The sequence below is a fragment of the Xanthomonas sp. NCPPB 1638 genome, assembly GCF_041475635.2.
Classification (GTDB): domain Bacteria; phylum Pseudomonadota; class Gammaproteobacteria; order Xanthomonadales; family Xanthomonadaceae; genus Xanthomonas; species Xanthomonas cucurbitae.
On record NZ_CM192984.1, the window covers coordinates 3,094,046 to 3,114,602 of the forward strand.

A 20,557-nucleotide genomic window follows, 5' to 3' on the forward strand; every position below is an offset into this window, starting at 1 on the left:
AGGACCGGTTGAGGAAGGGGCGAGCGCTGGCTCAGGTGATGTCCAGATCGGCAACGGTGACGTCGATCCCGACCGCATAGGTAACGCAGAACTCGTTGGGGCCAGAATCCTCGCCGGTGACCAGCAGGAATTCCTCGCGCTGCAGCTCCGGTACCTGGCGGCTGTAGAGCATGGCGTAGTGGGTCAGGTCGCCGTCGCGACGCGGCGGCTGGTAGCGGTACAGCACTTCGTCGTAGGCGATCGGCGGAATGCGCGCGGCCTCGTCGGTAGACTGGGTGGCACGCTGCCAGCGCTTGCCGGCGTACTCGATCTGCGCCGCGCCCAGGTGCGGGTGCTGCATCACGAACTCCTGGAACGCCTGCTTGCTGGGCGGGTTCACCGTTTCGCAATACACGAACGCCTTCATCGCTTCCAGATCGCCGCCCACGGTGGTGACCTGCAGGAACGCATCGTCATCCAGATAGAAGCGGTGCAGCGAATACCCATCGCCCAGATCGACATGGCCGTAGCACGGAATGCCCTGGTTTCCGCCGGGGAGTTCGGCAATCATCGCGTCCGGCGCCATGCGGTACAGCGTGGTGTCGATGGCGACCTGCCCGCCCACGCGCAGCCCCAACGGCAGCGCATGCCCGATCGCGCCGGTGCCGGCGGTCGGCAATGCCGGTGGTTGTGGTTGGCCGAACAACTTGCTGAAAAAACTCATCGTCAGAGACCTTGTGGCGATGCAGGAAAGGAGGATTCGGCACGCAGCGCGGCCCATGCAATTGCCTGTGCAGGCACGCGCTGCTCTGCCAGGTAGTACAGCATGGCACCGGCGGCGACAGCGGTGCGTGCTGGCGGGTTCAAGCACAGCGCGCCGTCTGGCGCACGCAGGCCGAGCAGCAAGGCGCCACGTTGGCTGAAATCGGCCGCAAGCCGGCTGTAATCAAGCATCTGGACATGGGCTGGCACGGCCAGGCTGAACTGGGTGGGGCCATCGTCCACCGACAGCAGTTCGGCGGTGATCGCCGCGCTGCCGGGGTCCTGCGCGGCGCGGGCCAGGAGTTCGGCGGTCATCGGCCGCGTGCATTCGATCGACGGATAATGGCAGTTGACCAGCCGCGCAGCGCTGGCCGAATCGAAATGCGCCACCACATGTGCAGTCGGCGCGTGCGCCATCAACGCGAACACCGCCGCCAGGGTCTGGTCATCGGACGGCGGGTTGACGATGACCCGCGCCGCGCCGGCGATGCCGGCACGCAGATACACCTCGGTATGCGTGTAGGACTCGGCCGCGACGAAACGCATATGGTCGGGCATGGGGTTTTCGGCGATGCCTTCGGCCACCAGCACCACGCCCTCGTCGTCGGTGGCGGTATCGGACAGCAACAATTCCAGCAAACGGGTGGACGCCGCGCCCTGCCAGCCGATCAGGATGGTGTGCCCGCGCAACGCGTCGTAGGCCATCTTGCCCATGGAATGACGCCTCCAGAAGGTGATGAGCACTGCGCTGGTCTTGGCCAGCACCGTGGCGAACAACGCCACCGCGCCCGGCATCAGCACGAACGCGGCAACATAGCGCCCGGCCACCGACCCCGGCGACAGGTCGCCATAGCCGATGGTGGTGGCAGTGGTCATGTAGTAATACGGAAACGCGTCCAGGCCGACGAGCTTGTGCTCGCCGGCCAGCAGCAACAACACCCAGCTCAGGCCCATGTGCGCGAGCAATGCCAGCGCCACCATCCCCCAGCTGACGCGGCGCACATGGCGCCGCAAGACCCGGAACAACCGTCCGACAAGAATCATGGCGCGTCCTGTGCCCGGCGGGTGGGATCAGCTGTCGCTGCGCGGAACCTGCTGCACGTCGCGGACCTGGCCGACCAAGGGCGTAGTCCCGCTGGCATTGTCGTGGCCCAGTTGCGCGGCCGGCTTCTTGAAACGGGCCAGCACCGCAGCGGCATTAGATTCGCCTTCCATCAGACCAGCCGCGGCCAGGCGCCGGTTCAGATCGCCATCGCCGCTGGAGGCTTCGAGTTCTTCGGCCGACTCGATCCGCGCAGAGGTTTCCGCCTGCCGCGCCTTGATGCGTTCCAGAGACTCCAGCGCCGACCCCATCTTGCTGCTGGCACCGGAATGGCGCGCGGCGATGGCGGCCTGCGCCTTTTGCACGGCATCGGTGGCCTTGACCGTATCGATCTGCTGGCGCATGCCGCGCAGCTGGTTCTCGGTTTTCTGGATGGTGGCCTTGAGCGTGACCACCGACTGGTCGAGCGCGCTCTTGGAAGACTTGTCGCCGGCATCCTCGCTTTCCAGCGCGGCCAGCTTGGCGGCCACGTCGTGCGCCAGCGCTTCGTCGTTCTTGGCCAGCGCACCTTCGATATAGCGCGTGTACTCGGCCATCTTGCCGGCGCGCGCGTCGATCTTCTGCTGGGCGAGCTTGCTCTGCGCCATCAGCTTGGTCAGCTCCTCGCGCGAACGCGTGAGCTGGGCGCCGGCATCGCGCATTTCCTGGTCCAGGATGCGCAAGGCATTGGCGTCCACGGCCTTCTGGCCGGTTTCGTGTGCGGTCCCACGCAGCAGCGTGATCAGCTTGGAAAAGATACTCATGACAACGCCTTTATGAAAAAAACGGCTTGAGAGATTCGGCGGCATCCAGTGTATTGGCCGCCAGGGTCTGGATTTCCTCGTCGATCTGCTCGAGCGTGGACGAGGCCGACAGCTCGCCGAACACCACGTAGCTGTCCTTGCCCTCGACCTGGACCAGGCCCAGGTTGGAGAGTGGATTGAGCGGATTGAGCCGCAGGCAGGCGTCGTTGAACGCGGCCCGGTCGCTCACCTGCTCGGCATGCGCCAGCAACGTGGAGACGAAGATCTGCGAGCCGGAGGCGGCGACCTGGATCTGCATGTCGCCGTGATCGGCCAGGGTGAGGTTGATCGCCGGCTCCAGGCCGTCGATCAGTTCGACCTCGATCGGCTGTCCGCGGTAGCGCTCGGCCAACAGGCCGTGCAGGTCGACGGTGGTGTACTGCGTCATACGGTGTCCTGTCCTTTAGTCATGCAACCGTGGTCATGCGATGGGCAGACATACTACAGACTGTTCGCGACCGGCAGAAAGGCCCGCCCGGCCCGGCCATCCCGTGCCCGGCACCTGGATTGCGCGCACCACGGCACCGCCGTCGATGCCACCGGGCGCGACCGCCTCACGGATACAGCATCCGCTTGGTCCAGTGGCTGGCCGCGTCGGCCTCATAGCGCCAGCGCTCGTGCAGGCGGAAGCTGGCGCCGTACCAGAACTCGAACGCTTGCGGCACCACCCGAAAGCCTCCCCAGCCATCCGGGCGCGGTACGTCACGGCCTTCAAAGGTGGCTTCGACCTTGGCGATCGCCGCATCGAATTCGGCACGCGAGCCCAGCGTCTGCGATTGCAGCGACGCCCAGGCCCCGATCTGGCTCATGCGCGGACGCGAGGCGAAATAGGCATCGGCTTCGCCCGCGCTCACCAGCTGCACGCCGCCCTCGATGCGCACCTGGACGCCGGCCTCGCGCAGGCTGCGCCACAGGAACAGCAACGCTGCCTGTGGATGGGTCTGCAGGTCGCGCCCCTTGGCACTGTCCAGGTGCGTGTAGAACACGAAGCCGCGGGCATCGAAGGCCTTGAGCAGAACCGTGCGCGCGCTCGGCCGCCCATCCACGTTGGCGGTGGCCACGGTCATGGCGCTGGCTTCCAGCTCGGCGCTGTCGTGCGCCTCGGCGTAGAGCGCGGTGAAGGTGGCAAGGGCTTCGGCGTACAGATCGGGCATGACGGTGCGTGGCAGCCAGGTGGGTGCCCATTGTGGGCGCATCGTGGGCACTTGTCCCGGGCTTGACGACCGCGGCCTGCTGTTGCGGGCGCAGCGGAGCGATCCGCAACGCGGCAACGGCCGGCGCGGCGTGGCCGGGAGGATTTCAGCGCGCATCCATTGGCCCGGCACACGAGCGTGAATGCTAGGATCGCGGTGCATGAATCCCGCTCCCAATCTCGTGATGGTCGGCCCGATGGGCGCCGGAAAAAGCTGCATCGGCCGCCGCCTGGCCGAGCGCTTCGGGCTGGACTTCGTGGATGTGGACCAGGCCATCGTCGAGCAGGCCGGCAGCAGCATCCCGGCCATCTTCGAACAGCACGGCGAAGCGCGCTTCCGGCAGCTGGAAGCAGACACCCTGCAGGCGCTGCTGCAGCAACACAACAAGCTGGTCTCCACCGGTGGTGGCGCAGTGCTGGATACACGCAACCGGCAGCACATCCGCGAGCGCGGCTTCGTGGTCTACCTGCATGTCAGCGTGCCAGCCCAACTCACACGGCTGGCACGCGATCGCAACCGCCCGCTGCTGCAGCGCGCCGATCGCACGCAGGTGCTGCACGCGATGGCCGCCCAGCGCACTCCGTTGTACCAGGAGGTCGCCGACCTCACGCTGGAAACCGATCATTTCTCTCCCGCCGAGGCCACTGCGCAGCTGGTGCTGCGGCTGGCCGCGCAATGGCGCATGTCGAGTCCCCCCGCATGACACTTCCCCGTTCCTCGCGCAGCGTCGATGTCGACGGCGCAACCCCCTACACCATCACCATCGCCCCGGGCCTGCTGGCCGACGGCGCGCGCCTGGCCAGCCACGTCCGCGGCCGCCACGCGCTGCTGCTCAGCGACACCCAGGTGGCCCCGCATTACGCGGCCGGCGTGCGCCGTGCGCTGCTGCAGGCACGCCCGGAATTGCTGCTGGGCGAGCTGGTGATCGCCGCCGGCGAAGCCTCCAAGACCCTGGACAACTTCGGCGCGAGCATTGCGGCGCTGGCCGAGCTGGGCGCCACCCGCGACGCCTGCGTGTTCGCGCTCGGCGGCGGCGTGGTCGGCGACCTGGCCGGTTTCGCCGCTGCCTGCTGGATGCGCGGGGTGGATTGCGTGCAACTGCCCACCAGCCTGCTGGCCATGGTGGATTCGTCGGTGGGGGGCAAGACCGCCGTGGACATCCCGCAGGGCAAGAACCTGGTCGGTGCATTTCATCCGCCGCGTGCGGTGATCGCCGATACCGATACCTTGCGCACCCTGCCCGCGCGCGAACTGCGCGCCGGCCTGGCCGAAGTCATCAAGTACGGCGCCATCCGCGACCCGCTGTTCTTCCAGTGGCTGCACGCCGAACGCCGCGCCTTGCTGGACGGCGATGCGGCCGCGCTGGCGCAGGCGATCGCCCGCAGTTGCGAGCACAAGGCCGAGATCGTGGCGCGCGACCCGCTGGAAAAAGGCGAACGCGCCCTGCTCAACCTGGGCCACACCTTCGGCCACGCCATCGAAACCGAACAGGGCTACGGCGCGCCGGGCAACGACAATCTCAACCACGGCGAAGCGGTGGCGGTGGGCATGGTGCTGGCCGCCCACCTGTCGGCGGCGCTGGGCATGAGCACCCCGCAGGACACCGAAGCGCTGCGCGCCCTGCTGCGCGACTTCGACCTGCCGACCGAAATCCCGGCCGGCCTGGCGCCCGAGGCCTTGCTCGGGCGCATGCGGCTGGACAAGAAAAACCTGGCCGGACGCCTGCGACTGGTGCTGTGGCGCGGCATTGGCAAGGCCGAAGTGGTGCCTGACGTGGACGAGGCCGTGGTGCTGGAGATCCTGGCTGGCTAGGGCCTGCCCCGGCCAGCGATGGCAACGGAGGTGCGATGGGCACTCAGGCGCCTGGTAGGAGCGCGACCGAGCGCGACAGGCGTTCCCGGTAAAGCGCCATCGCGCGCAGGCACGCTCCTACGCGTCATGGGTTCCGAATTGATCGCCTCGTCCTGCTGCGCATCAACCGCCGCCTGACCACACACGCCATCACCATCCCGCCCCGTAGGAGCGCGCCCGAGCGCGATGGGCATTCCCGGGAAAGCACCGTCGCGCGCAGGCACGCTCCTACGCGTCCATGTGCTCCGAATCGATCGCCTCGCCCTGCTGCGCACCAACCGCCGCCTGACCACACACGCCATCACCATCCCGCCCCGTAGCAGCGCGACCGAGCGCGACAGGCATTCCCGGTAAAGCGCCATCGCGCGCAGGCACGCTCCTACGCGTCATGTGTTCCGAATCGATCGCCTTGCCCTGCTGCGCATCAACCGCCGCCTGACCACACACGCCATCACCATCCCGACCCGTAGGAGCGCGCCCGAGCGCGACAGGCATTCCCGGTAAAGCACCGTCGCGCGCAGGCACGCTCCTACGCGTCCATGTGCTCCGAATCGATCACCTCGCCCTGCTGCGCACTAGCCGCCGCCTGACCGCACACACCATCACCATCCCGACCCGTAGCAGCGCGACCGAGCGCGACAGGCGTTCCCGGGAAAGCCTCGTCGCGCGCAGGCACGCTCCTACGCGTCATGTGTTCCGAATCGATCGCCTTGCCCTGCTGCGCATCAACCGCCGCCTGACCACACACGCCATCACCATCCCGCCCCGTAGGAGCGCGCCCGAGCGCGACAGGCGTTCCCGATACGGCACCCACCTCGGTGCGAAACCTTCGCGCCCGGAGCGGTCGCACCGCCTCCGGCCCATGCCGCCTTCAGCAGTGCCCGGCTACAATCGGCGACATGCGCATCCTCCTGCAACACGATTCCGGCGGTCACCAGCCGCTTCGCTACGTCCAGCTGACCCTGCAACCGGATCTGTTCGGTGGCTGGGAACTGCTGCGCGAAAGCGGCCAGATCGGTGGGCGCACGCAGCTACGACGCGATCAATACCTGCTGCAGCACGAGGCCGACCGGGCATTCGAAAAGGCCCGCGACACCCAGCTCAAACGCGGCTTCCAACTCATTAACGGCGGCGCCGACGCGGCGCTTTGAGGACACCTGTGCTCATGCTCAAGAACGATCGTCTGCTGCGCGCGCTCAACCGCCAGCCCGTGGACCGCACCCCCGTGTGGCTGATGCGCCAGGCCGGCCGCTATCTGCCGGAGTACCGCGCCACCCGCGCACGCGCCGGCAGTTTCCTGGGGATGGCCAAGAACCCGGAGATCGCCTGCGAGGTGACCCTGCAGCCGCTGCAGCGCTTTCCGCTGGATGCGGCGATCCTGTTTTCCGACATCCTGACCATCCCCGATGCGATGGGCCTGGAGCTGTACTTCGTCGAAGGCGAAGGTCCCAAGTTCCGTCACCCGGTGCGCGATGCCGCCGCCATCGCCCGCCTGGGCGTGCCGGACATGGAAACCGAGCTGCGCTACGTGATGGATGCGGTGCGGCTGATCCGCCGCGAGCTGGACGGCGCGGTGCCGCTGATCGGCTTCTCCGGCAGCCCGTGGACGCTGGCCTGCTACATGATCGAAGGCGGCGGCAGCAAGGAATACGCGCGCATCAAGGCGATGGCCTTCAACGCACCAGACGTGCTGCACCATCTGCTCGGCACCGTCACCGATGCAGTGATCGCCTACCTGTCTGCGCAGCGCGCAGCCGGCGCGCAGGCATTGCAGGTGTTCGACACCTGGGGCGGCGTGCTGTCGCCAGCGATGTACCGCGAGTTCTCGCTGCCGTACCTGACCCGCATCGCGCGTGAGCTGGAGCGTGGCAACGGTGCCGAACGCACCCCGCTGGTGCTGTTCGGCAAGGGCAATGGCGCCTACGTGAGCGAGCTGGCCGCCAGCGGCGCCGAAGCGGTGGGTGTGGACTGGACCATCGCGCTGGCCGACGCCGCCCAGCGCGCCGGCGGCCGTGTCGCCCTGCAAGGCAACCTGGACCCGGCCACCTTGTACGGCTCGCCCGAAGCGATCCGCACCGAAGTCGGCAAGACCCTAGACAGCTACGCGCAAGGCAACGGCGGCTCGCGCGAAGGCCACGTCTTCAATCTCGGCCACGGCATGTCGCCGGACATGAATCCGGAGCACGTCGGCGTGCTGGTCGAAGCAGTGCAGACCTTGAGCAAGCGGTAACGCAGGATCCGGCCAGCAGCGCCCGAGCGTTGCTGGCCAGCGGCGGTGCGGGAGACGCACGCAGCAGACACCGCGCTGCGCCTGCCGACGGGGTTCGACTGCACGCATGCCATGAACACCGCATCACCCAGCGCATCCAGTGGGGCCACCGGTCGCAGGTGTCCTCGACCGCGCGCACGCCACGCAACGCCACATCACCGCCACTGACCGGCGCGGCCCGACGTCCAGGCACACAAGCCCGCGCGCCGCAGTCACTGCCGCATGCGCCAGCACCACGCAGCCACGCGGGCCGCGAAGGCCTGCCGCTCGCAACCACTCCCGCAAGCACCGCCGGCCCGCCCCGGCCGGGCATCGATGGCATCTCAGCCGCCACCGGCCGCCGCAGAGGCTTGCCCAAGCAAACGCGAGCTGCCAGCCCGGCCCCGACACGCACACCGACCGGCGCATTGCGCAGGGTGTTTGTGCAAACCCGGTTGCGATTGGCCAATGAATCGCCCGCACCACGTTCCAGATCACGGTGGTAATCGGCATATCGCTCTCAAGCAATGGCGGCGTTGCGTCGATAAGCCCGGCATTGCCGTCGTTTGAACCAATCCTGCGACGCGGAAGCGATCTACTGTTGATCCACGGTGATGCGGCGCCACCGCAACATATCTCCAGACCGGCAGGCTGCTTGCGGGACCTCGACACCGTCACGTTTGTTCAAGCGCTACACCCATCCGCCAACCAGGGAGTAACAGCATGGCATTTCCAACCGCCGTCAACGACCAGATCACCGACTCCGTCACACAAGCCAACACCAAGGTGCTGGGCGATGCCCCCGCCATCGCCATGGGCAACCTGTACCAGGCCACCGCACAGGCGCTGGCCAATGCAGCCCACAACGCCACCAATGCGCAGCAGCAGAGTTACGTCACCGCGCAATCGGCCACCACCATGGGCGTGGCCACGCTCTACTCCATCGATACCGCCACCACCGGGGTGGCGACCAAGCAGATTCTGAGCACAGGCGTGCCGGGGCTGACGTCGCGCTGATTCCAACTTTTTAGGAGAAACCAATGGCATTTCCCACCGCCGTCAACAACCAGATCACCGACTCCGTCACCCAGGTCAATACCAAGGTGCTCGGCGACGCCCCGGCCATCGCCATGGGCAACCTGTACCAGGCCACTGCGCAGGCGCTGGCCAATGCGGCGCACAACGCGACCAATGCGCAGCAGCAGAGCTATGTCACCGCGCAATCGGCCACCACCATGGGCGTGGCCACGCTGTACTCCATCGACACCGCCACTACCGGCGTGGTCACCAAGCAGATCCTGGGCGTCTGACCAACCGGCTGACGCCAAGGACACCCGCCAATGGCATTTCCCACCGCCGTCAACGATCAGATCACCGATTCGGTCACCCAAGCCAATCTGCAGGTCCTGGGCAGCGCTCCAGCTGCGGCCATGGGCAATCTGTACCAGGCCACCGCGCAAGCGCTGGCCAATGCAGCCCATAACGCAACGCTGGCGCAACAACAGATGTACGTCACCGCACAGGCAGCAACCACGATGGGCGTCTCGCTGCTGTATTCGCTCGATACAGGCACCCTCGGTGCCACCACCAAGAAGATTCTCGGCTAACCACGCCAACGCCGCAGGTTCTTCGTTCTTCCATCACATCAAGGAGCTATCACCATGGCCTTTCCGACTGCCGTCAACAGCCAGATCACCGATTCCGTTTCCCAGGTCAACACCAAGGTCCTCGGCGATGCGCCGGCGATCGCAATGGGCAACCTGTTCGTCGCCACCAGCCAGGCGCTGTCCAACGCCGCGCACAATGCCACCAACAACCAGCAGCAGTCCTACGTGACGATGCAGGCGTCCACCACCCAGGGCGTGTCCACCCTGTACTCGATCGACACCGCCTCCGACGGCGTGGCCACCCGCGAAATCCTCAGCGCCGGGCTGAAATGATCGGCGGCCAGGCGCCGCTGCCGCCGCGCGGGCGGCGCCTGGTTCGACATGCGATGCCACTCCCTCCTCGCATTTCGCTGGTTGACTCCAGAAAGGACGCATCATGTTGCACCTCCATCATGTCTCCACCTCCAACACCCTGGATGTGGTGGTGAGGCTCATCCGGGGCCGCACCATCGTGGCGACGTTCGCACCGCACCAGAAAGCAGTGATGAATGTCGAATTCGACGGCATCCTGCCGGTGATTCCCGGAGCTCAGCCCTTGGTGTATCGCCAGGCACGCAATGGCGTGATCGACGTGCCGCGCGACAATGTCGCCTACCTGGAACGCCTGCCCAACGGCGTGGCCCTTCAATACGCATGCAGGCACGCGCCGCAGAACACCGTGCTGTTTTCGGCCTCGGCCGGCATTGCCCAACCTAGGCCGTCCCTGGCCTAGGGCGCCACCACCCCGCCATGCAGCGCAGTGCACGCACAGCGGGCGTTACCAGCCTGATCGGTACCGCCGCCACCGGCACGGCAATGGCCATCGGACACGCGCCGGCCTTTGCGATGGGCGCGACCTATCTGGCGCTGGCGGACTCCATCGCGCTGGCGATGGAAAACGCCGTCGCCAGCCAGCAACGCGGACAGGTGCTCGCCGAGGCCGCGCTCACCCAGATCCTTGCCTCAATCATCCAGAAAGGAGCGACTTCGCCATGATCGACGACAGTACCGTGAACAGCCAGATCGTCGACGCTGTCAGCAGCGTCGTGACGCTGACCACGGGCCAGGCGCCCGCGCACGCGTTGGGCATGCTCGATGCCGTGATGCTGGAGACCTTGGGCATGGCGATGCACAACGCGGTCAACCGGCAGCAGGGCGCCGGCATGATTAATGCTGCCGCGATCACCGCCGCCTGCGCCAAGATGATCTCCGCGCCGTTTCCGTTTACCCCACCGCCTCTGCCCGCCCCACCCGGCCCCGCACCGACGGTCGCGCCACTGCCTGGTCCGCCGCCGGCACCGTCTCCTCCGGCGGCGCTGATCGCCGCGGCTACGGCAGAGGCCAAGACGGCAGTCGATGTGCTGAAGACCCAGGCGCAAGGCGCATCCACCGACGCAGCCACCGCCACTGCAGACCTCATGGAACTACATGCGCTGAGCGTGCCGCCGCCGCTGCCGGCCACTCCCCCTCCCGTCCCCGGCGCTGGCCCCGATCATGCTGCCACTCCTGACCCTCCTGCTGCTCCACCCTCCGTTTCAGCCGCCACCGCAGCTGCTGACGCACCCCATGCTGCACCTGCACCTGCTGCTCCTGCTGCACCTGCATCTGCATCTGTGCCTGCACCTGCATCTCCACCTGCGCCTGCAACGCCGCCTCCGCCATAAGGCGCCTGCATAGCCGACGCGTTTGACAACCAGGCCTGATTGCCAGGCCGCAGATCATTTCATGGGAGCCGAGATGGAACCGACGAAGGTCAATGCCCAGGTCATCGACGTCATCAACCAGACGCAGATGGCCACCATGAGTCCACAGGTCGTCCTGACCAGCGGGGCCGGAAAGGCCTACCAATCGGTGGCGCAATCGACGGCCATTGCCGTGCAGGACGCCACCGACGCGCTACGCAATGTCTCGACCATCGCAACCACCGCGGTCGGCGTGGCGATGGCGCAATACCTGGCCACCGGCGACGAAAAGTACGTGACCGCACTCACCCAGGCGCAGGCGCTGATGCAGGGCGCCACCGACGACTTTGCCAGGATCGGTTCGGCGGCGGGCCTGGTATTGAAGAATTTCCCCGCAGGTTGAGTTCACAAGGAGTCACACCATGTCCGTTTCGATCGCAGGCCGCACCATCTCGATGCCGACGATGTTGTCGACACTGGCCAGGCAATGCCTGGCGTTCGTCGATGGAGGCACGCAATGGCTGGCGTGGGCGATCCGATCGCCCAACTTGCGCTACGACTTTCCCGACGAAAGCAGCTTGCTGGGCGACGTGCAGCAGGGGCTGCATGGCTCGCGTTTGTCCTGGTTGCCGCAACTAGAGCTGAAGGTCAGCCCGATCAAGTTGATGACCCTGAACTCCACCGATCTGGGCGCGCTGATACAGGCTGAATCAGGCGATACCGGCTCGGTGGTCAAGGCGCAAGTGCAGCGTATTTTTCGCGAAAACGCCCTGTTCGCGGCCAGCGACCTGGCCGCCGGCCCCAGCCTGCTGACGCAGTTGAAAATCGATGGCGCGGGCCTGTTCCAGTCGCTGGACCTGGAAGAAAGCCTGGCGCTACGCCAGCTGGCCGCCGAAGCGCCGCCGGCCAACGTCACACCGGCACTGCAGCAGGAAGCGGCAGCATTCGCCGTGGAGCAGGCACGCACACCGCTGGAATTCTGTGATTACTACCGGTTCTATCTGACCTGCACCCAGGCGATCGCCGCTGCGGACGACCGCGCGCAGGCGGCCGCCTCGGCACTGCAGACGCTGCTGCCGCTGCTGTTCGGCACCCTGGATTGCCCGCAGGTCCAGGGACTGCCCTCGCCCACCGAGGTCGAACGCAGCGTTACGGAATGGCTGATGCACGGTCGCCAGATCGGCTTTGCACGGCTCTCGCTGGCCGCCCAGCAAATCGTCCAGCACACCCGCTACCGAGGCGACGGCAGCGACCAGGCGGCAAGCGACGCGATCCATCTCTACGTGTCGTCTGCGCAGGCATTCCTGGCGGCCCACCGGCCCACCCGTGGCGTGCTGGGCCAGACTGGCAACAGCTGCCTGTTCGCCATCCAGAACGACAGTCTGGCAGCGCTGCTGCAGGTCAACGACGGCATCATCTCGCTACGCGACTTCGGTGCCGCCCCCGCCCCTACGCCTACGCCTGCGCCTGCGAGCGCACCGAATGAAGCGGAGGCACCGGAGTGAACGCACAGACGCCGCTCCCCGAAGCCGCCGAGCAGGCTCCGCCTGCGACTAGTGCCGCCGACGCCGTGCGCGAGGCGGTGCAGGCAGGTCGCGCAGCCGCACTGGCGGCCGCACGCCAGGGCATGACGCAAGCCGAACACGCGTTGGGCGAGATGCTGCGCAATCTCGCAGCGCAACGCCCGGCCGAAACCGCACCACCCACCGCGCCGACGCAGCGCTCGCGCAGCGATGCCGTTGCTTGGCGCCCCCCCGCTGCAACTCCCGGAGAAACCAGCATGTCCGACGATACCCTGCCTCCCCCTCAAGCCCAGACCACCGGCGCCGGCGCCACGCCTGCGCAAACGCCCGCCTTGTCGCAGGCGGAGGCCGCACTGCAGGCGGCGCAGGCCCAGATCGATCAGGCCATGGCGGCCAGCGACGTGGCTGTGCAGGAGGCCATGCAGGCAGCAACCGCCGCGACTGCTGCTGCCGGCAATAACCAGGCTGTCGATAGCGCAACGCAGGCACTGCAGCAGGCCGACCAGGCTGCCGCCGCTGCGGTCGCCGCTGCGCAGCAACAGGCCGAGCAGGCGATGAACGCCACAGCCTCGACGAATCCGAACGCCGGCAACGGTGCCGGCGATTGACGAATCGATGCACTTCGGTGCAGCGCTGGCGCCGGTATTCACAGTGAATTTCCCACGTCCTGCGGGGAACGAGCGCCAGCGCCTGTGCCACCCAGGCAATCCCATCGCGCAGCCACACCGCCGTCGCCCCGACAATCTCGACCGGGTCCAGCCAACACTCGACCCGAAGGAGTTTCGACATGACGTTCTACGCAGGCTTGGACACCGATCAATTCCCAGGACTTCCTTCGCTGCACTGGCTCAAGACCCAGACCAGCCTGGCATGGTGCGGCTATTACCTGGCACCAGCGCCCAGTCATGCCGATGCCGGATGGATGGGCCAACGCGCCGCGCTGACCGCGCAAGGCTGGGGCCTGGCACCGGTCTACCTTGGCCAGCAGACCACCGGCCCCGGCTCGCACGACGTCACCGCCCGACAAGGCAGCATCGACGGCGCGCAGGCTGCAGCGCTGGCGCGCAACGAAGGCTTTCCCGAAGGCGCGGTGGTCTATCTCGACTGGGAAGATGGCGGCAGCCCGCCCCAGGCCGCCATCGACTACATCCGCATGTGGATCGCCGCGCTGGTGGAGCATGGCTACTCGCCAGGCCTGTACTGCTCTCACGCACGCGCGGTGGAATTGCTGTCGCGGATCGGCCCCGGCCCATCCCCGCGCGTCTGGGCCTGGCGGGTTTCGACCGCAGGGCGTCATCGCTACGCCGGCGATATCCAGCACCTACAGCCCGCCGACCCGGCCGGCTGCGGCTATTCCCAGGCGATGCTCTGGCAATACGAACAGGATGCCGTGTTGTCGCTTCCCGGCACGCCCTGCGATGGGCTGGAAGTTGACCTTAGCTATTCGAGCCTAGCTGATCCGAGCGTGCAGTGACTACACACGCTCGTCCGTTCTCAGGCAACCGTTGAAATTGAAGACTCCTGGCATGAACGCGGCATATTTCGTGCCACTGGCCAACTGCTTACCCCGCTAATCAACAACGCCAGGCAACATCCGCCAGCCGCTTTGCTGTCATCGAAAATCCGATGCAGATGAATCGCTGCCTTGGCAGCATCGACATTGAATCACAAGCATGTCAGGCAACGATTGAAAATCCCGCCATCCATTACATCGCCCTCTCAGAATTATAAGTGATGGGCGCGGGATCAACTCAAAATCGTCACGATCATCACCAGAAAGGGAAACCAGCAATGAGCAAGAGAGAAGCAAAAATGTTGACGGATTATGGCAGGTATTGGTGGGTCAACGTGTGGGGAGGTGCCGACGCAGTAAAAAGAAATGAATGTCGACAGGAATTGATCGATCATGTCAACACTCAGCTGGAGCCGATAGGGTTCACGCTTGGCCGAGGCTGGCAAGATTACGACCCGGTCATCAGAGCAAAGGGGCGCAAGCCATCCAGCTACGTAGCCATCGCGGACTGGGCTTGGAAGCAGCCAAATCAGGGAAGAGACCTTGCCCGGCAATTTCTCCTATGGGCTACTGGGGACGTCATTCTCCTGACGGACCTCCCTAACCAACTCCTTGAACTGGCAATTGTCACACACCTGGCAGAATGCGGTCGCGGCTATCACCTATCAAACCCTGAAAATCTATACCCGCTGATGAAAGATATCGCGAATGGAAAAAAAACGTGGGGTGATATCAAGGATTACCCACCGGCCTTGACGTACAAGGAGGATGCGGCGGATTGGCTCCCGGAATAGAAAAGTGGCTCATCGCGGATTCGTGTGGGTGCCTTGAGGCCCCTGAATCTGCGTTGAGCCTTGGAAACAGGCCCTTTCCACCGTCCCAGAAGGTGGTACATCCTGTGCTGACTTCTTGACGCGGTGTTCTGCATGAAAACGGGCCGTCGGCTGAGTGAGTTGTTTTCCTTCCCTGGCTTCGCGGCGGAGTCCACGCTCAAGGGCGTGTTCGGCGCCCCGAAGGCGCGGATCGTGACCTTGCGGCGCCGAAAAAAACGGCCGTGTGTTCCAACTGTGGCCATCGGTGTCGCAGCCGCTACGACAAGCGCCTGTGCCGCGCCCGCGACTTGCGGGCGGCCGGCTGGATGCTGTTCGTGGAGTTCGAGCGCTGGCGTGTCGATTGTCCGGGGTGCGGCGGCGTGCACGTAGAGCGGCTGGACTGGCTGGCCAAAAATCCGCGCTACACCGAGCGATTCGCCCTGCATGTGGGCAATCTGTGCCGAAGCATGACGCACAAGGCCGTGGCTGAGCTGGAGCGCCTGCACGACAGCACGGTCAAGGAGCTGTCCAAGCTGTACATGGCCGAGCAGGTGCGCCGGGCGGGGACGCCGGCGCCGCGCGCCATCGGCATCGACGAGATCGCGATCCACAAGGGCCATGACTACCGCGTTGTGGTCAGCGATCTGGAGCGCGGCCGACCGATCTGGTTCGGCGGCAGTGGGCGCACCGAGGCGGACATCGACCAGTTCTTCGCCGAATTGGGCCCAAAACGTAGCGCCGGCATCGACGTGGCGGTGATGGACATGTGGCGGCCGTTTCGCAACTCGGTGGGCAAGAACGCGCCCAACGCCAGCATCGTGTTCGACAAATTTCACATCATGCGCCACCTGTCCGACGCGCTCGATCAGGTGCGGCGCGACGAGTACAAGCGCCTTCAAGGCCAGGATCGCAGTTACATCAAGGGCCAGCGTTACACCCTGCTGAGCAATCGCGAAAACCTTACCCTGGACGGTCGAAAGGCGCTCGCCAAGTTGCTGGCGACCAACAAACGTCTGAACACGGCGTACCTGCTGAAAGAGTCCTTCGGGCAGCTGTGGAGCTACCGCACCGAGCGAGGTGCACGGGAGTTCTTCGAGCGCTGGAAGCAGAGTCTGCGCTGGCAGCGGCTTGTGCCCTACCAGACGTTCGTGGGGATGATCGAGCGGCACTGGGACGGCATCGCGGCGTACTGCAGGCCGGAGAACAAGGTCAGCCTCGGCCTGGTGGAAGGGCTCAACAACAAGATCCGGGTCATCCAGCGCAGCGCCTACGGCTATCGCGACGAGGAGTTCCTGAGGCTCAAGATCATCGCCAGCTTCCTGCCCGCGCTACCCGAAAATGCTCGATTGCACCCACAGTGATCCGCGAAGACCCAGAAAAGTAGAGATAGGGCGAACTCACGAATCAAACACAGCCAACGACCTGGAAGTACCAATCCTTTTCACCATCACGCTATTTTCTTTCAGCCCAGCATTGTTCCTGGGTCCGTCCTCAATCGAAGCGCGGCGCAATTGAAAAAAGATGTAGATTAAATTTATCTCACTTGAAAGCTCCCTGCCACTTCCGAATCTCGGCTCGCTAGCGAGTCCGCCCCCACTGCTTGGCTGATCCATTGAACGCAGCGCTCGCGTGAACGATATCGACAAGCTCAAGGCGTCACGAGGCCGCCTATCTTGCCTCGCAGCATTGAAGGAAATACACCATGGCCACCACCGTGAAGCAAGTCCCGGGCTTCAGTACGGTCGCAACCGGCAGCAACATACAAGTCCAGGCCGGCAATCCCACTCAATATCTCGTTGCGCAGATAGCGCCCTACCCCAATGACGACCTGGTCGTTGGCAACACCTACAACATCTCAGACCCAAATCATGCGGCCGGGATTGTCGTAGAGCTGGTGGTCGCGCCTGGCGGTGGAATGCGGACTGCCACCTTCCAGCAGCAAACGTAAGATTCCCCCAAGTCCGCCTCGCCAATTCAAACGGCGGATAGCCATCGACTGTACGACATACAGCACTTCGTGCTGGGCCATCGCATTGACCCAGCACGAAGCTTCTGAGAACGTTACATCCCGGGATTAGTCGATCCCACCTGCTCTATCGGCGTTGCGAAACTCACGCGGACTCACCCCCACCAGCCGCCGGAAGCTCTTTTCGAAATGGCTCAGGTCGCCAAAACCGACCTTCAATGCCACTTCGGTGATGCGCAGCTTGCGTTGCTGATGCAACAGCTCCTTGGCTTTTTCGATGCGCAACTGCTGCAGTAGCGGTTTGAAGGTGCTGCCGAGCTCTTCACGAAACAGAAAACCCAGATGCGACTGGCTGACGTGCGCCTGGCGGGCCAGATCGCTCAGGGTCAGCGGCTGGGCGTAGTGTTCGCCCAGATACACCAGGGCGCGCCGCAATGCGTCGTGCAGGGTGGACAGGCGTTGTCCGGGGCGATGTGGTAGGCCGTCGATCCAGTCGGCGGGCGCTTGCGATGTCGCCGGCGTAGTTGCATCAGTGTCGGGCTGGCCTGTCTCCGGGCCCACGGCCTGCGCGTGGCCTTCCAGCAGACGCGGTGCATGGCGATGGATGTCCGCGCTTGCGATCGGCCTGCCGGCAGCCATGACCGCCAGGCGCAGTACCACCCGCTCCAGTTCCTGGAGATTTTCCGGCCACGGATAGTGCAGCAACGCATCCATCAGCACGTCGGTGACCTGCTGGGCATGATCCAGGCCATGCCGATCCAGCACGCGCTCGACATGCAGCCCGATGTCTGCACGCCGCTTGCGCAATGGGGCGAGCTCGATCGACAGGACGTCCAGTTGCGAAAGCAACGCCCGCGAAAAGCGTCCCGCGCGCACGCGGCGCGACAGATCGGCGGTCGTGGAGGCGATCACCCGCGGCATGGCCCGGCCGCCCGACGCCGACCGTGGCCCCTGACAGCCGCGAAGATGCCCAGGCAGCTGGCGCTGCAACGCCTCGTCGAGTTCATCCACGCCCTGCAGGAACAGCGTGCCGCCGGCTGCACGCTCGAACCATGCGGCAGGTGCGTCGCCAGGCGCGGTGCAATCGACCGTGACGAACGGCCCCTCCCACCGGGGTGCGGCCGCATGCAGCAGGATCGCCACCTCCTCTTTCTCGGTGCCGAACTCGCCGTGCACGATGATCGGCAAGTCACTGTCTGCGGCCTGCTCGATGAATTCGTCGATCATCCAGGTCTCTTCGCAAAGGCCTGCGATCAGCAAGCTGCGATCCAGCCGGTCTTGCGCCAAGGCGCACGCTGCATCGCGCTTGATGAGGTACGCACAACACTTTGCGATTTGCCGGCACCGCATCATCGCCGCCACGCTCATGCCATCCGCAGCCGGCGTGACCTGCAGTGCCCCTAGCACCTGCCGGGCATACTGGACGGGAAAACAGCGTGTGACTCCGAGCGGGGTGGCCGTGCGATCCGCAGGCGGCACACCGCCATCCTCCACCCCAATGAACGCGCAGACCGCGCCTTCCAGAACGTCGCTTTGCGACAGTTGTGCAGCGATCCTGCCGAGCGTCGTCGCCAACCGATCCCCCGGGCGATAGACGCGCCGTAATGCATCAATGACCTGCTGTTCCATGGAATCTCCAACCTGTTCACCGGCGCGCTCGAAAGGCGGCCATACCCAAGTCGCGCCGTCCCTGACCAGACCGTCGGCGAGGCTGCAAGCTTGAGTTCAGCGCTTTGGAGTCCATGCCCTCATTGCCTGTCGCCTGGTCGATCCACCGCAACCTGAGGTGCCCTCGTTTGCATTGGTCAACGTGAGGCAGGCGCATGGGATCCGCGAGCGAATCAATGCTTGTTGCACGCCAGCTCGGGCAGTAACACGCGGCCAGTGGCGTTTCCCGACGGTTCGTTCCCTGTGATCGTTCTGCAGCGCAATTGAGGGAGGAACTTCTGCCCGAGGTCGGCGCGATGGTATGACGCCTCGCCGATCGCCGTGCCTATCGAGGCCAGCGATGACGCCCCTGTGCATCCGGCGCGGGGATAATGTGCTGTCTTCCCGATGGCGATGCCCATGCCTCACACCGCCCCCGTGCCCGCCGCGCGCGCCTACGCCACGATCAAGCCGCTGCTGTGGCTGGTGTCGCTGGCGATCTTCATGCAGATGCTGGATGCCACCATCGTCAACACGGCGCTGCCATCGATGGCGCGCAGCCTGCACGAGAGCCCGCTGCAGATGCAGTCGGTGGTGTTCAGCTACGCGCTGGCGGTGGCGATGTTCATCCCGGCCTCGGGCTGGATCGCGGACCGCTTCGGGACGCGCCGCACCTTTCTGGCGGCGATCATCGTGTTCACCCTGGGTTCGCTGCTGTGCGCGGCTGCGCAACAGTTGCCGCAGCTGGTGGCCGCGCGAGTGGTGCAAGGGTTCGGCGGGGCGATGCTGTTGCCGGTAGGCAGATTGGCGGTGCTTAAGACGGTTGCGCGCGAGGACTTCCTGCGGGCGATGAGCTTCATCGCGATCCCCGCGCTGATCGGCCCGCTGGTCGGCCCCACACTGGGCGGCTGGTTGGTCGAAGTGGCGTCATGGCACTGGGTGTTCCTCATCAACCTGCCGATCGGGATCGTCGGCTTTGTCGCCGCGCTCAGGATCATGCCGGACCACTACGGCGATGCACGCAAACGCTTCGACCTGGTCGGTTATCTGATGCTGGCGTTCGGCATGGTGGGATTGTCGCTGGCGCTCGATGGCATCGCCGAACCCGGAATGCGGCATGCCCTGGTGATGCTGCTGACGATCGGCGGGCTGGCCGCGCTGGCCGGCTACTGGCTGCATGCCGGTACGACCGCCAATGCATTGTTTCCCCTGGCGCTGTTCAAGGTGGCCAGTTACCGCATCGGCATCCTCGGCAACCTGTTCGCGCGGGTGGGCAGCGGTTCGATGCCGCTGCTGATTCCGTTGCTGCTGCAGGTGGGCCTGGGCATGAGTCCGATGCATGCCGGATTGCTGATGATTCCAGTGGCGCTGGCCGGCATGGCCGCCAAGCGCGCTGCGGTGGTACTGGTCGGCCGCTTCGGCTATCGCAATACGCTGATGGTCAATACCGTGCTGGTGGGCCTGGCGATGGGCAGCTTCGCGCTGGTCGAGCCGGGCCAGCCGTGGTGGCTGCGGCTGCTGCAACTGACCTGCTTCGGCGGGGTGAATTCGCTGCAATTCACCGTCATGAATACCGTGACCCTGCGCGACCTGGATCCCGCCCAGGCCAGCCCCGGCAACAGCCTGCTGTCGATGGTGATGATGCTGTCCACCGGTTTCGGCGCGGCGGCGGCCGGCAGCCTGCTGGCGGCATTCGATACCCACCTGGGCAATAGCCACGGTGTCACCGCCGCGCTGCATGCCACCTTCCTGTGCGTGGGTGCCATCACGCTGACCTCCACGCTGATCTTCTGGCAACTGGCCGATACCCGGCCGCATCCCAGGGACGTGGAGTCAGTGGCCGAGTAGCCT

General features: G+C 65.4%; 25 protein-coding genes and 1 pseudogene. 20 read left to right on the forward strand and 6 right to left on the reverse strand.

Annotated features, from left to right (window positions below):
• Nucleotides 1-31: 31 nt before the first annotated feature.
• The 5 genes from ACCQ13_RS13380 to pdxH form a co-directional block, all read right to left on the reverse strand.
• Nucleotides 32-709 (reverse strand): YjfK family protein, encoded by a 678-nt coding sequence (locus ACCQ13_RS13380; protein WP_208800661.1) that lies wholly within the window; start codon nucleotides 707-709, stop codon nucleotides 32-34.
• Complete coding sequence (locus ACCQ13_RS13385) at nucleotides 706-1,785, reverse strand: potassium channel family protein (RefSeq protein ID WP_159407329.1); 1,080 nt, start codon at nucleotides 1,783-1,785, stop codon at nucleotides 706-708. The genes ACCQ13_RS13380 and ACCQ13_RS13385 overlap by 4 nt, the downstream gene beginning before the upstream one ends.
• Nucleotides 1,786-1,812: 27 nt before the next feature.
• A complete protein-coding gene (locus tag ACCQ13_RS13390; RefSeq protein ID WP_104603095.1) occupies nucleotides 1,813-2,586 on the reverse strand; it encodes a PspA/IM30 family protein in 774 nt (257 codons plus the stop codon).
• Between the two features lie 10 nt (nucleotides 2,587-2,596).
• Nucleotides 2,597-3,013, reverse strand: a complete 417-nt coding sequence (locus tag ACCQ13_RS13395) for a YjfI family protein (protein ID WP_104603094.1) — start codon at nucleotides 3,011-3,013, stop codon at nucleotides 2,597-2,599.
• A 166-nt stretch (nucleotides 3,014-3,179) separates the two neighbouring features.
• Nucleotides 3,180-3,779: a pyridoxamine 5'-phosphate oxidase gene (gene pdxH / locus ACCQ13_RS13400; protein ID WP_104603105.1), complete on the reverse strand. Its 600-nt coding sequence runs from the start codon at nucleotides 3,777-3,779 to the stop codon at nucleotides 3,180-3,182.
• 199 nt (nucleotides 3,780-3,978) lie between these two features.
• On the opposite strand from pdxH, the gene ACCQ13_RS13405 reads away from it, so the two are divergent.
• The 19 genes and pseudogenes from ACCQ13_RS13405 to ACCQ13_RS13495 all read left to right on the forward strand — a co-directional run bounded on the left by ACCQ13_RS13405 (nucleotide 3,979) and on the right by ACCQ13_RS13495 (nucleotide 17,041).
• The gene (locus tag ACCQ13_RS13405; protein ID WP_104603093.1) at nucleotides 3,979-4,521 is read left to right on the forward strand and encodes a shikimate kinase; all 543 of its coding nucleotides are present in this window, start codon (nucleotides 3,979-3,981) and stop codon (nucleotides 4,519-4,521) included.
• Nucleotides 4,518-5,630 (forward strand): 3-dehydroquinate synthase, encoded by a 1,113-nt coding sequence (gene aroB, locus ACCQ13_RS13410; protein ID WP_104603092.1) that lies wholly within the window; start codon nucleotides 4,518-4,520, stop codon nucleotides 5,628-5,630. The genes ACCQ13_RS13405 and aroB overlap by 4 nt, the downstream gene beginning before the upstream one ends.
• Nucleotides 5,631-6,568: 938 nt before the next feature.
• The gene (locus ACCQ13_RS13415; RefSeq protein WP_104603089.1) at nucleotides 6,569-6,820 is read left to right on the forward strand and encodes a WGR domain-containing protein; all 252 of its coding nucleotides are present in this window, start codon (nucleotides 6,569-6,571) and stop codon (nucleotides 6,818-6,820) included.
• A 14-nt stretch (nucleotides 6,821-6,834) separates the two neighbouring features.
• Entirely contained in the window at nucleotides 6,835-7,899 is a 1,065-nt protein-coding gene (gene hemE, locus ACCQ13_RS13420) for a uroporphyrinogen decarboxylase (RefSeq protein WP_159407330.1), read from the forward strand.
• A 741-nt stretch (nucleotides 7,900-8,640) separates the two neighbouring features.
• Entirely contained in the window at nucleotides 8,641-8,934 is a 294-nt protein-coding gene (locus tag ACCQ13_RS13425; RefSeq protein ID WP_104603087.1) for a RebB family R body protein, read from the forward strand.
• A 23-nt stretch (nucleotides 8,935-8,957) separates the two neighbouring features.
• A complete protein-coding gene (locus ACCQ13_RS13430; RefSeq protein WP_022973269.1) occupies nucleotides 8,958-9,227 on the forward strand; it encodes a RebB family R body protein in 270 nt (89 codons plus the stop codon).
• Between the two features lie 30 nt (nucleotides 9,228-9,257).
• Complete coding sequence (locus ACCQ13_RS13435) at nucleotides 9,258-9,524, forward strand: RebB family R body protein (RefSeq protein WP_104603086.1); 267 nt, start codon at nucleotides 9,258-9,260, stop codon at nucleotides 9,522-9,524.
• Nucleotides 9,525-9,578: 54 nt separating this feature from the next.
• Nucleotides 9,579-9,857, forward strand: a complete 279-nt coding sequence (locus tag ACCQ13_RS13440; protein ID WP_159407331.1) for a RebB family R body protein — start codon at nucleotides 9,579-9,581, stop codon at nucleotides 9,855-9,857.
• A gap of 103 nt (nucleotides 9,858-9,960) precedes the next feature.
• The gene (locus tag ACCQ13_RS13445) at nucleotides 9,961-10,296 is read left to right on the forward strand and encodes a hypothetical protein (protein ID WP_104603084.1); all 336 of its coding nucleotides are present in this window, start codon (nucleotides 9,961-9,963) and stop codon (nucleotides 10,294-10,296) included.
• A 17-nt stretch (nucleotides 10,297-10,313) separates the two neighbouring features.
• Entirely contained in the window at nucleotides 10,314-10,559 is a 246-nt protein-coding gene (locus ACCQ13_RS13450; RefSeq protein ID WP_104603083.1) for a RebB family R body protein, read from the forward strand.
• Nucleotides 10,556-10,717: pseudogene (locus ACCQ13_RS13455) on the forward strand (RebB family R body protein); the annotation flags it as partial. The gene ACCQ13_RS13450 and the pseudogene ACCQ13_RS13455, both read left to right, overlap by 4 nt.
• 340 nt (nucleotides 10,718-11,057) lie before the next feature.
• Nucleotides 11,058-11,240 carry a hypothetical protein gene (locus ACCQ13_RS13460; RefSeq protein ID WP_223214481.1) on the forward strand — a complete coding sequence of 61 codons (183 nt, stop codon included), beginning with the start codon at nucleotides 11,058-11,060 and terminating at the stop codon, nucleotides 11,238-11,240.
• Nucleotides 11,241-11,300: 60 nt separating this feature from the next.
• On the forward strand, nucleotides 11,301-11,648 hold the full coding sequence (locus tag ACCQ13_RS13465) for a hypothetical protein (RefSeq protein WP_104603081.1): 348 nt from the start codon (nucleotides 11,301-11,303) through the stop codon (nucleotides 11,646-11,648).
• A gap of 19 nt (nucleotides 11,649-11,667) precedes the next feature.
• Nucleotides 11,668-12,750, forward strand: a complete 1,083-nt coding sequence (locus tag ACCQ13_RS13470; RefSeq protein ID WP_159407332.1) for a hypothetical protein — start codon at nucleotides 11,668-11,670, stop codon at nucleotides 12,748-12,750.
• A complete protein-coding gene (locus ACCQ13_RS13475; RefSeq protein WP_159407333.1) occupies nucleotides 12,747-13,376 on the forward strand; it encodes a hypothetical protein in 630 nt (209 codons plus the stop codon). The genes ACCQ13_RS13470 and ACCQ13_RS13475 overlap by 4 nt, the downstream gene beginning before the upstream one ends.
• 179 nt (nucleotides 13,377-13,555) lie before the next feature.
• Nucleotides 13,556-14,242, forward strand: a complete 687-nt coding sequence (locus tag ACCQ13_RS13480) for a glycoside hydrolase domain-containing protein (protein WP_104603078.1) — start codon at nucleotides 13,556-13,558, stop codon at nucleotides 14,240-14,242.
• A 317-nt stretch (nucleotides 14,243-14,559) separates the two neighbouring features.
• Nucleotides 14,560-15,075: a hypothetical protein gene (locus ACCQ13_RS13485; RefSeq protein ID WP_146090314.1), complete on the forward strand. Its 516-nt coding sequence runs from the start codon at nucleotides 14,560-14,562 to the stop codon at nucleotides 15,073-15,075.
• A 260-nt stretch (nucleotides 15,076-15,335) separates the two neighbouring features.
• On the forward strand, nucleotides 15,336-16,454 hold the full coding sequence (locus ACCQ13_RS13490) for an ISL3 family transposase (protein ID WP_159406523.1): 1,119 nt from the start codon (nucleotides 15,336-15,338) through the stop codon (nucleotides 16,452-16,454).
• A gap of 341 nt (nucleotides 16,455-16,795) precedes the next feature.
• Complete coding sequence (locus ACCQ13_RS13495) at nucleotides 16,796-17,041, forward strand: SRPBCC family protein (protein ID WP_104603076.1); 246 nt, start codon at nucleotides 16,796-16,798, stop codon at nucleotides 17,039-17,041.
• A 126-nt stretch (nucleotides 17,042-17,167) separates the two neighbouring features.
• Here ACCQ13_RS13495 and ACCQ13_RS13500 read toward each other — a convergent pair whose 3' ends face one another.
• The gene (locus ACCQ13_RS13500) at nucleotides 17,168-18,286 is read right to left on the reverse strand and encodes an AraC family transcriptional regulator (RefSeq protein ID WP_249027628.1); all 1,119 of its coding nucleotides are present in this window, start codon (nucleotides 18,284-18,286) and stop codon (nucleotides 17,168-17,170) included.
• An 840-nt stretch (nucleotides 18,287-19,126) separates the two neighbouring features.
• Here ACCQ13_RS13500 and mdtD point away from each other — a divergent pair.
• Nucleotides 19,127-20,554, forward strand: a complete 1,428-nt coding sequence (gene mdtD / locus ACCQ13_RS13505) for a multidrug transporter subunit MdtD (protein ID WP_104603074.1) — start codon at nucleotides 19,127-19,129, stop codon at nucleotides 20,552-20,554.
• Nucleotides 20,555-20,557: the final 3 nt, after the last annotated feature.

Excerpts from the sequence above, each read along its gene's own strand:
- ACCQ13_RS13385 (WP_159407329.1), bottom strand. The coding sequence starts at position 1,785 with ATGATTCTTGTCGGACGGTTGTTCCGGGTCTTGCGGCGCCATGTGCGC.
- ACCQ13_RS13485 (WP_146090314.1), top strand. The coding sequence starts at position 14,560 with ATGAGCAAGAGAGAAGCAAAAATGTTGACGGATTATGGCAGGTATTGG.
- pdxH (WP_104603105.1), bottom strand. The coding sequence starts at position 3,779 with ATGCCCGATCTGTACGCCGAAGCCCTTGCCACCTTCACCGCGCTCTAC.
- ACCQ13_RS13500 (WP_249027628.1), bottom strand. The coding sequence starts at position 18,286 with ATGATCGACGAATTCATCGAGCAGGCCGCAGACAGTGACTTGCCGATC.
- ACCQ13_RS13465 (WP_104603081.1), top strand. The coding sequence starts at position 11,301 with ATGGAACCGACGAAGGTCAATGCCCAGGTCATCGACGTCATCAACCAG.
- ACCQ13_RS13495 (WP_104603076.1), top strand. The coding sequence starts at position 16,796 with ATGGCCACCACCGTGAAGCAAGTCCCGGGCTTCAGTACGGTCGCAACC.
- ACCQ13_RS13480 (WP_104603078.1), top strand. The coding sequence starts at position 13,556 with ATGACGTTCTACGCAGGCTTGGACACCGATCAATTCCCAGGACTTCCT.
- aroB (WP_104603092.1), top strand. The coding sequence starts at position 4,518 with ATGACACTTCCCCGTTCCTCGCGCAGCGTCGATGTCGACGGCGCAACC.
- mdtD (WP_104603074.1), top strand. The coding sequence starts at position 19,127 with ATGCCTCACACCGCCCCCGTGCCCGCCGCGCGCGCCTACGCCACGATC.
- ACCQ13_RS13435 (WP_104603086.1), top strand. The coding sequence starts at position 9,258 with ATGGCATTTCCCACCGCCGTCAACGATCAGATCACCGATTCGGTCACC.
- ACCQ13_RS13450 (WP_104603083.1), top strand. The coding sequence starts at position 10,314 with ATGCAGCGCAGTGCACGCACAGCGGGCGTTACCAGCCTGATCGGTACC.
- ACCQ13_RS13425 (WP_104603087.1), top strand. The coding sequence starts at position 8,641 with ATGGCATTTCCAACCGCCGTCAACGACCAGATCACCGACTCCGTCACA.
- hemE (WP_159407330.1), top strand. The coding sequence starts at position 6,835 with ATGCTCAAGAACGATCGTCTGCTGCGCGCGCTCAACCGCCAGCCCGTG.
- ACCQ13_RS13470 (WP_159407332.1), top strand. The coding sequence starts at position 11,668 with ATGTCCGTTTCGATCGCAGGCCGCACCATCTCGATGCCGACGATGTTG.
- ACCQ13_RS13405 (WP_104603093.1), top strand. The coding sequence starts at position 3,979 with ATGAATCCCGCTCCCAATCTCGTGATGGTCGGCCCGATGGGCGCCGGA.
- ACCQ13_RS13390 (WP_104603095.1), bottom strand. The coding sequence starts at position 2,586 with ATGAGTATCTTTTCCAAGCTGATCACGCTGCTGCGTGGGACCGCACAC.
- ACCQ13_RS13440 (WP_159407331.1), top strand. The coding sequence starts at position 9,579 with ATGGCCTTTCCGACTGCCGTCAACAGCCAGATCACCGATTCCGTTTCC.
- ACCQ13_RS13430 (WP_022973269.1), top strand. The coding sequence starts at position 8,958 with ATGGCATTTCCCACCGCCGTCAACAACCAGATCACCGACTCCGTCACC.
- ACCQ13_RS13395 (WP_104603094.1), bottom strand. The coding sequence starts at position 3,013 with ATGACGCAGTACACCACCGTCGACCTGCACGGCCTGTTGGCCGAGCGC.
- ACCQ13_RS13415 (WP_104603089.1), top strand. The coding sequence starts at position 6,569 with ATGCGCATCCTCCTGCAACACGATTCCGGCGGTCACCAGCCGCTTCGC.
- ACCQ13_RS13445 (WP_104603084.1), top strand. The coding sequence starts at position 9,961 with ATGTTGCACCTCCATCATGTCTCCACCTCCAACACCCTGGATGTGGTG.
- ACCQ13_RS13460 (WP_223214481.1), top strand. The coding sequence starts at position 11,058 with ATGCTGCCACTCCTGACCCTCCTGCTGCTCCACCCTCCGTTTCAGCCG.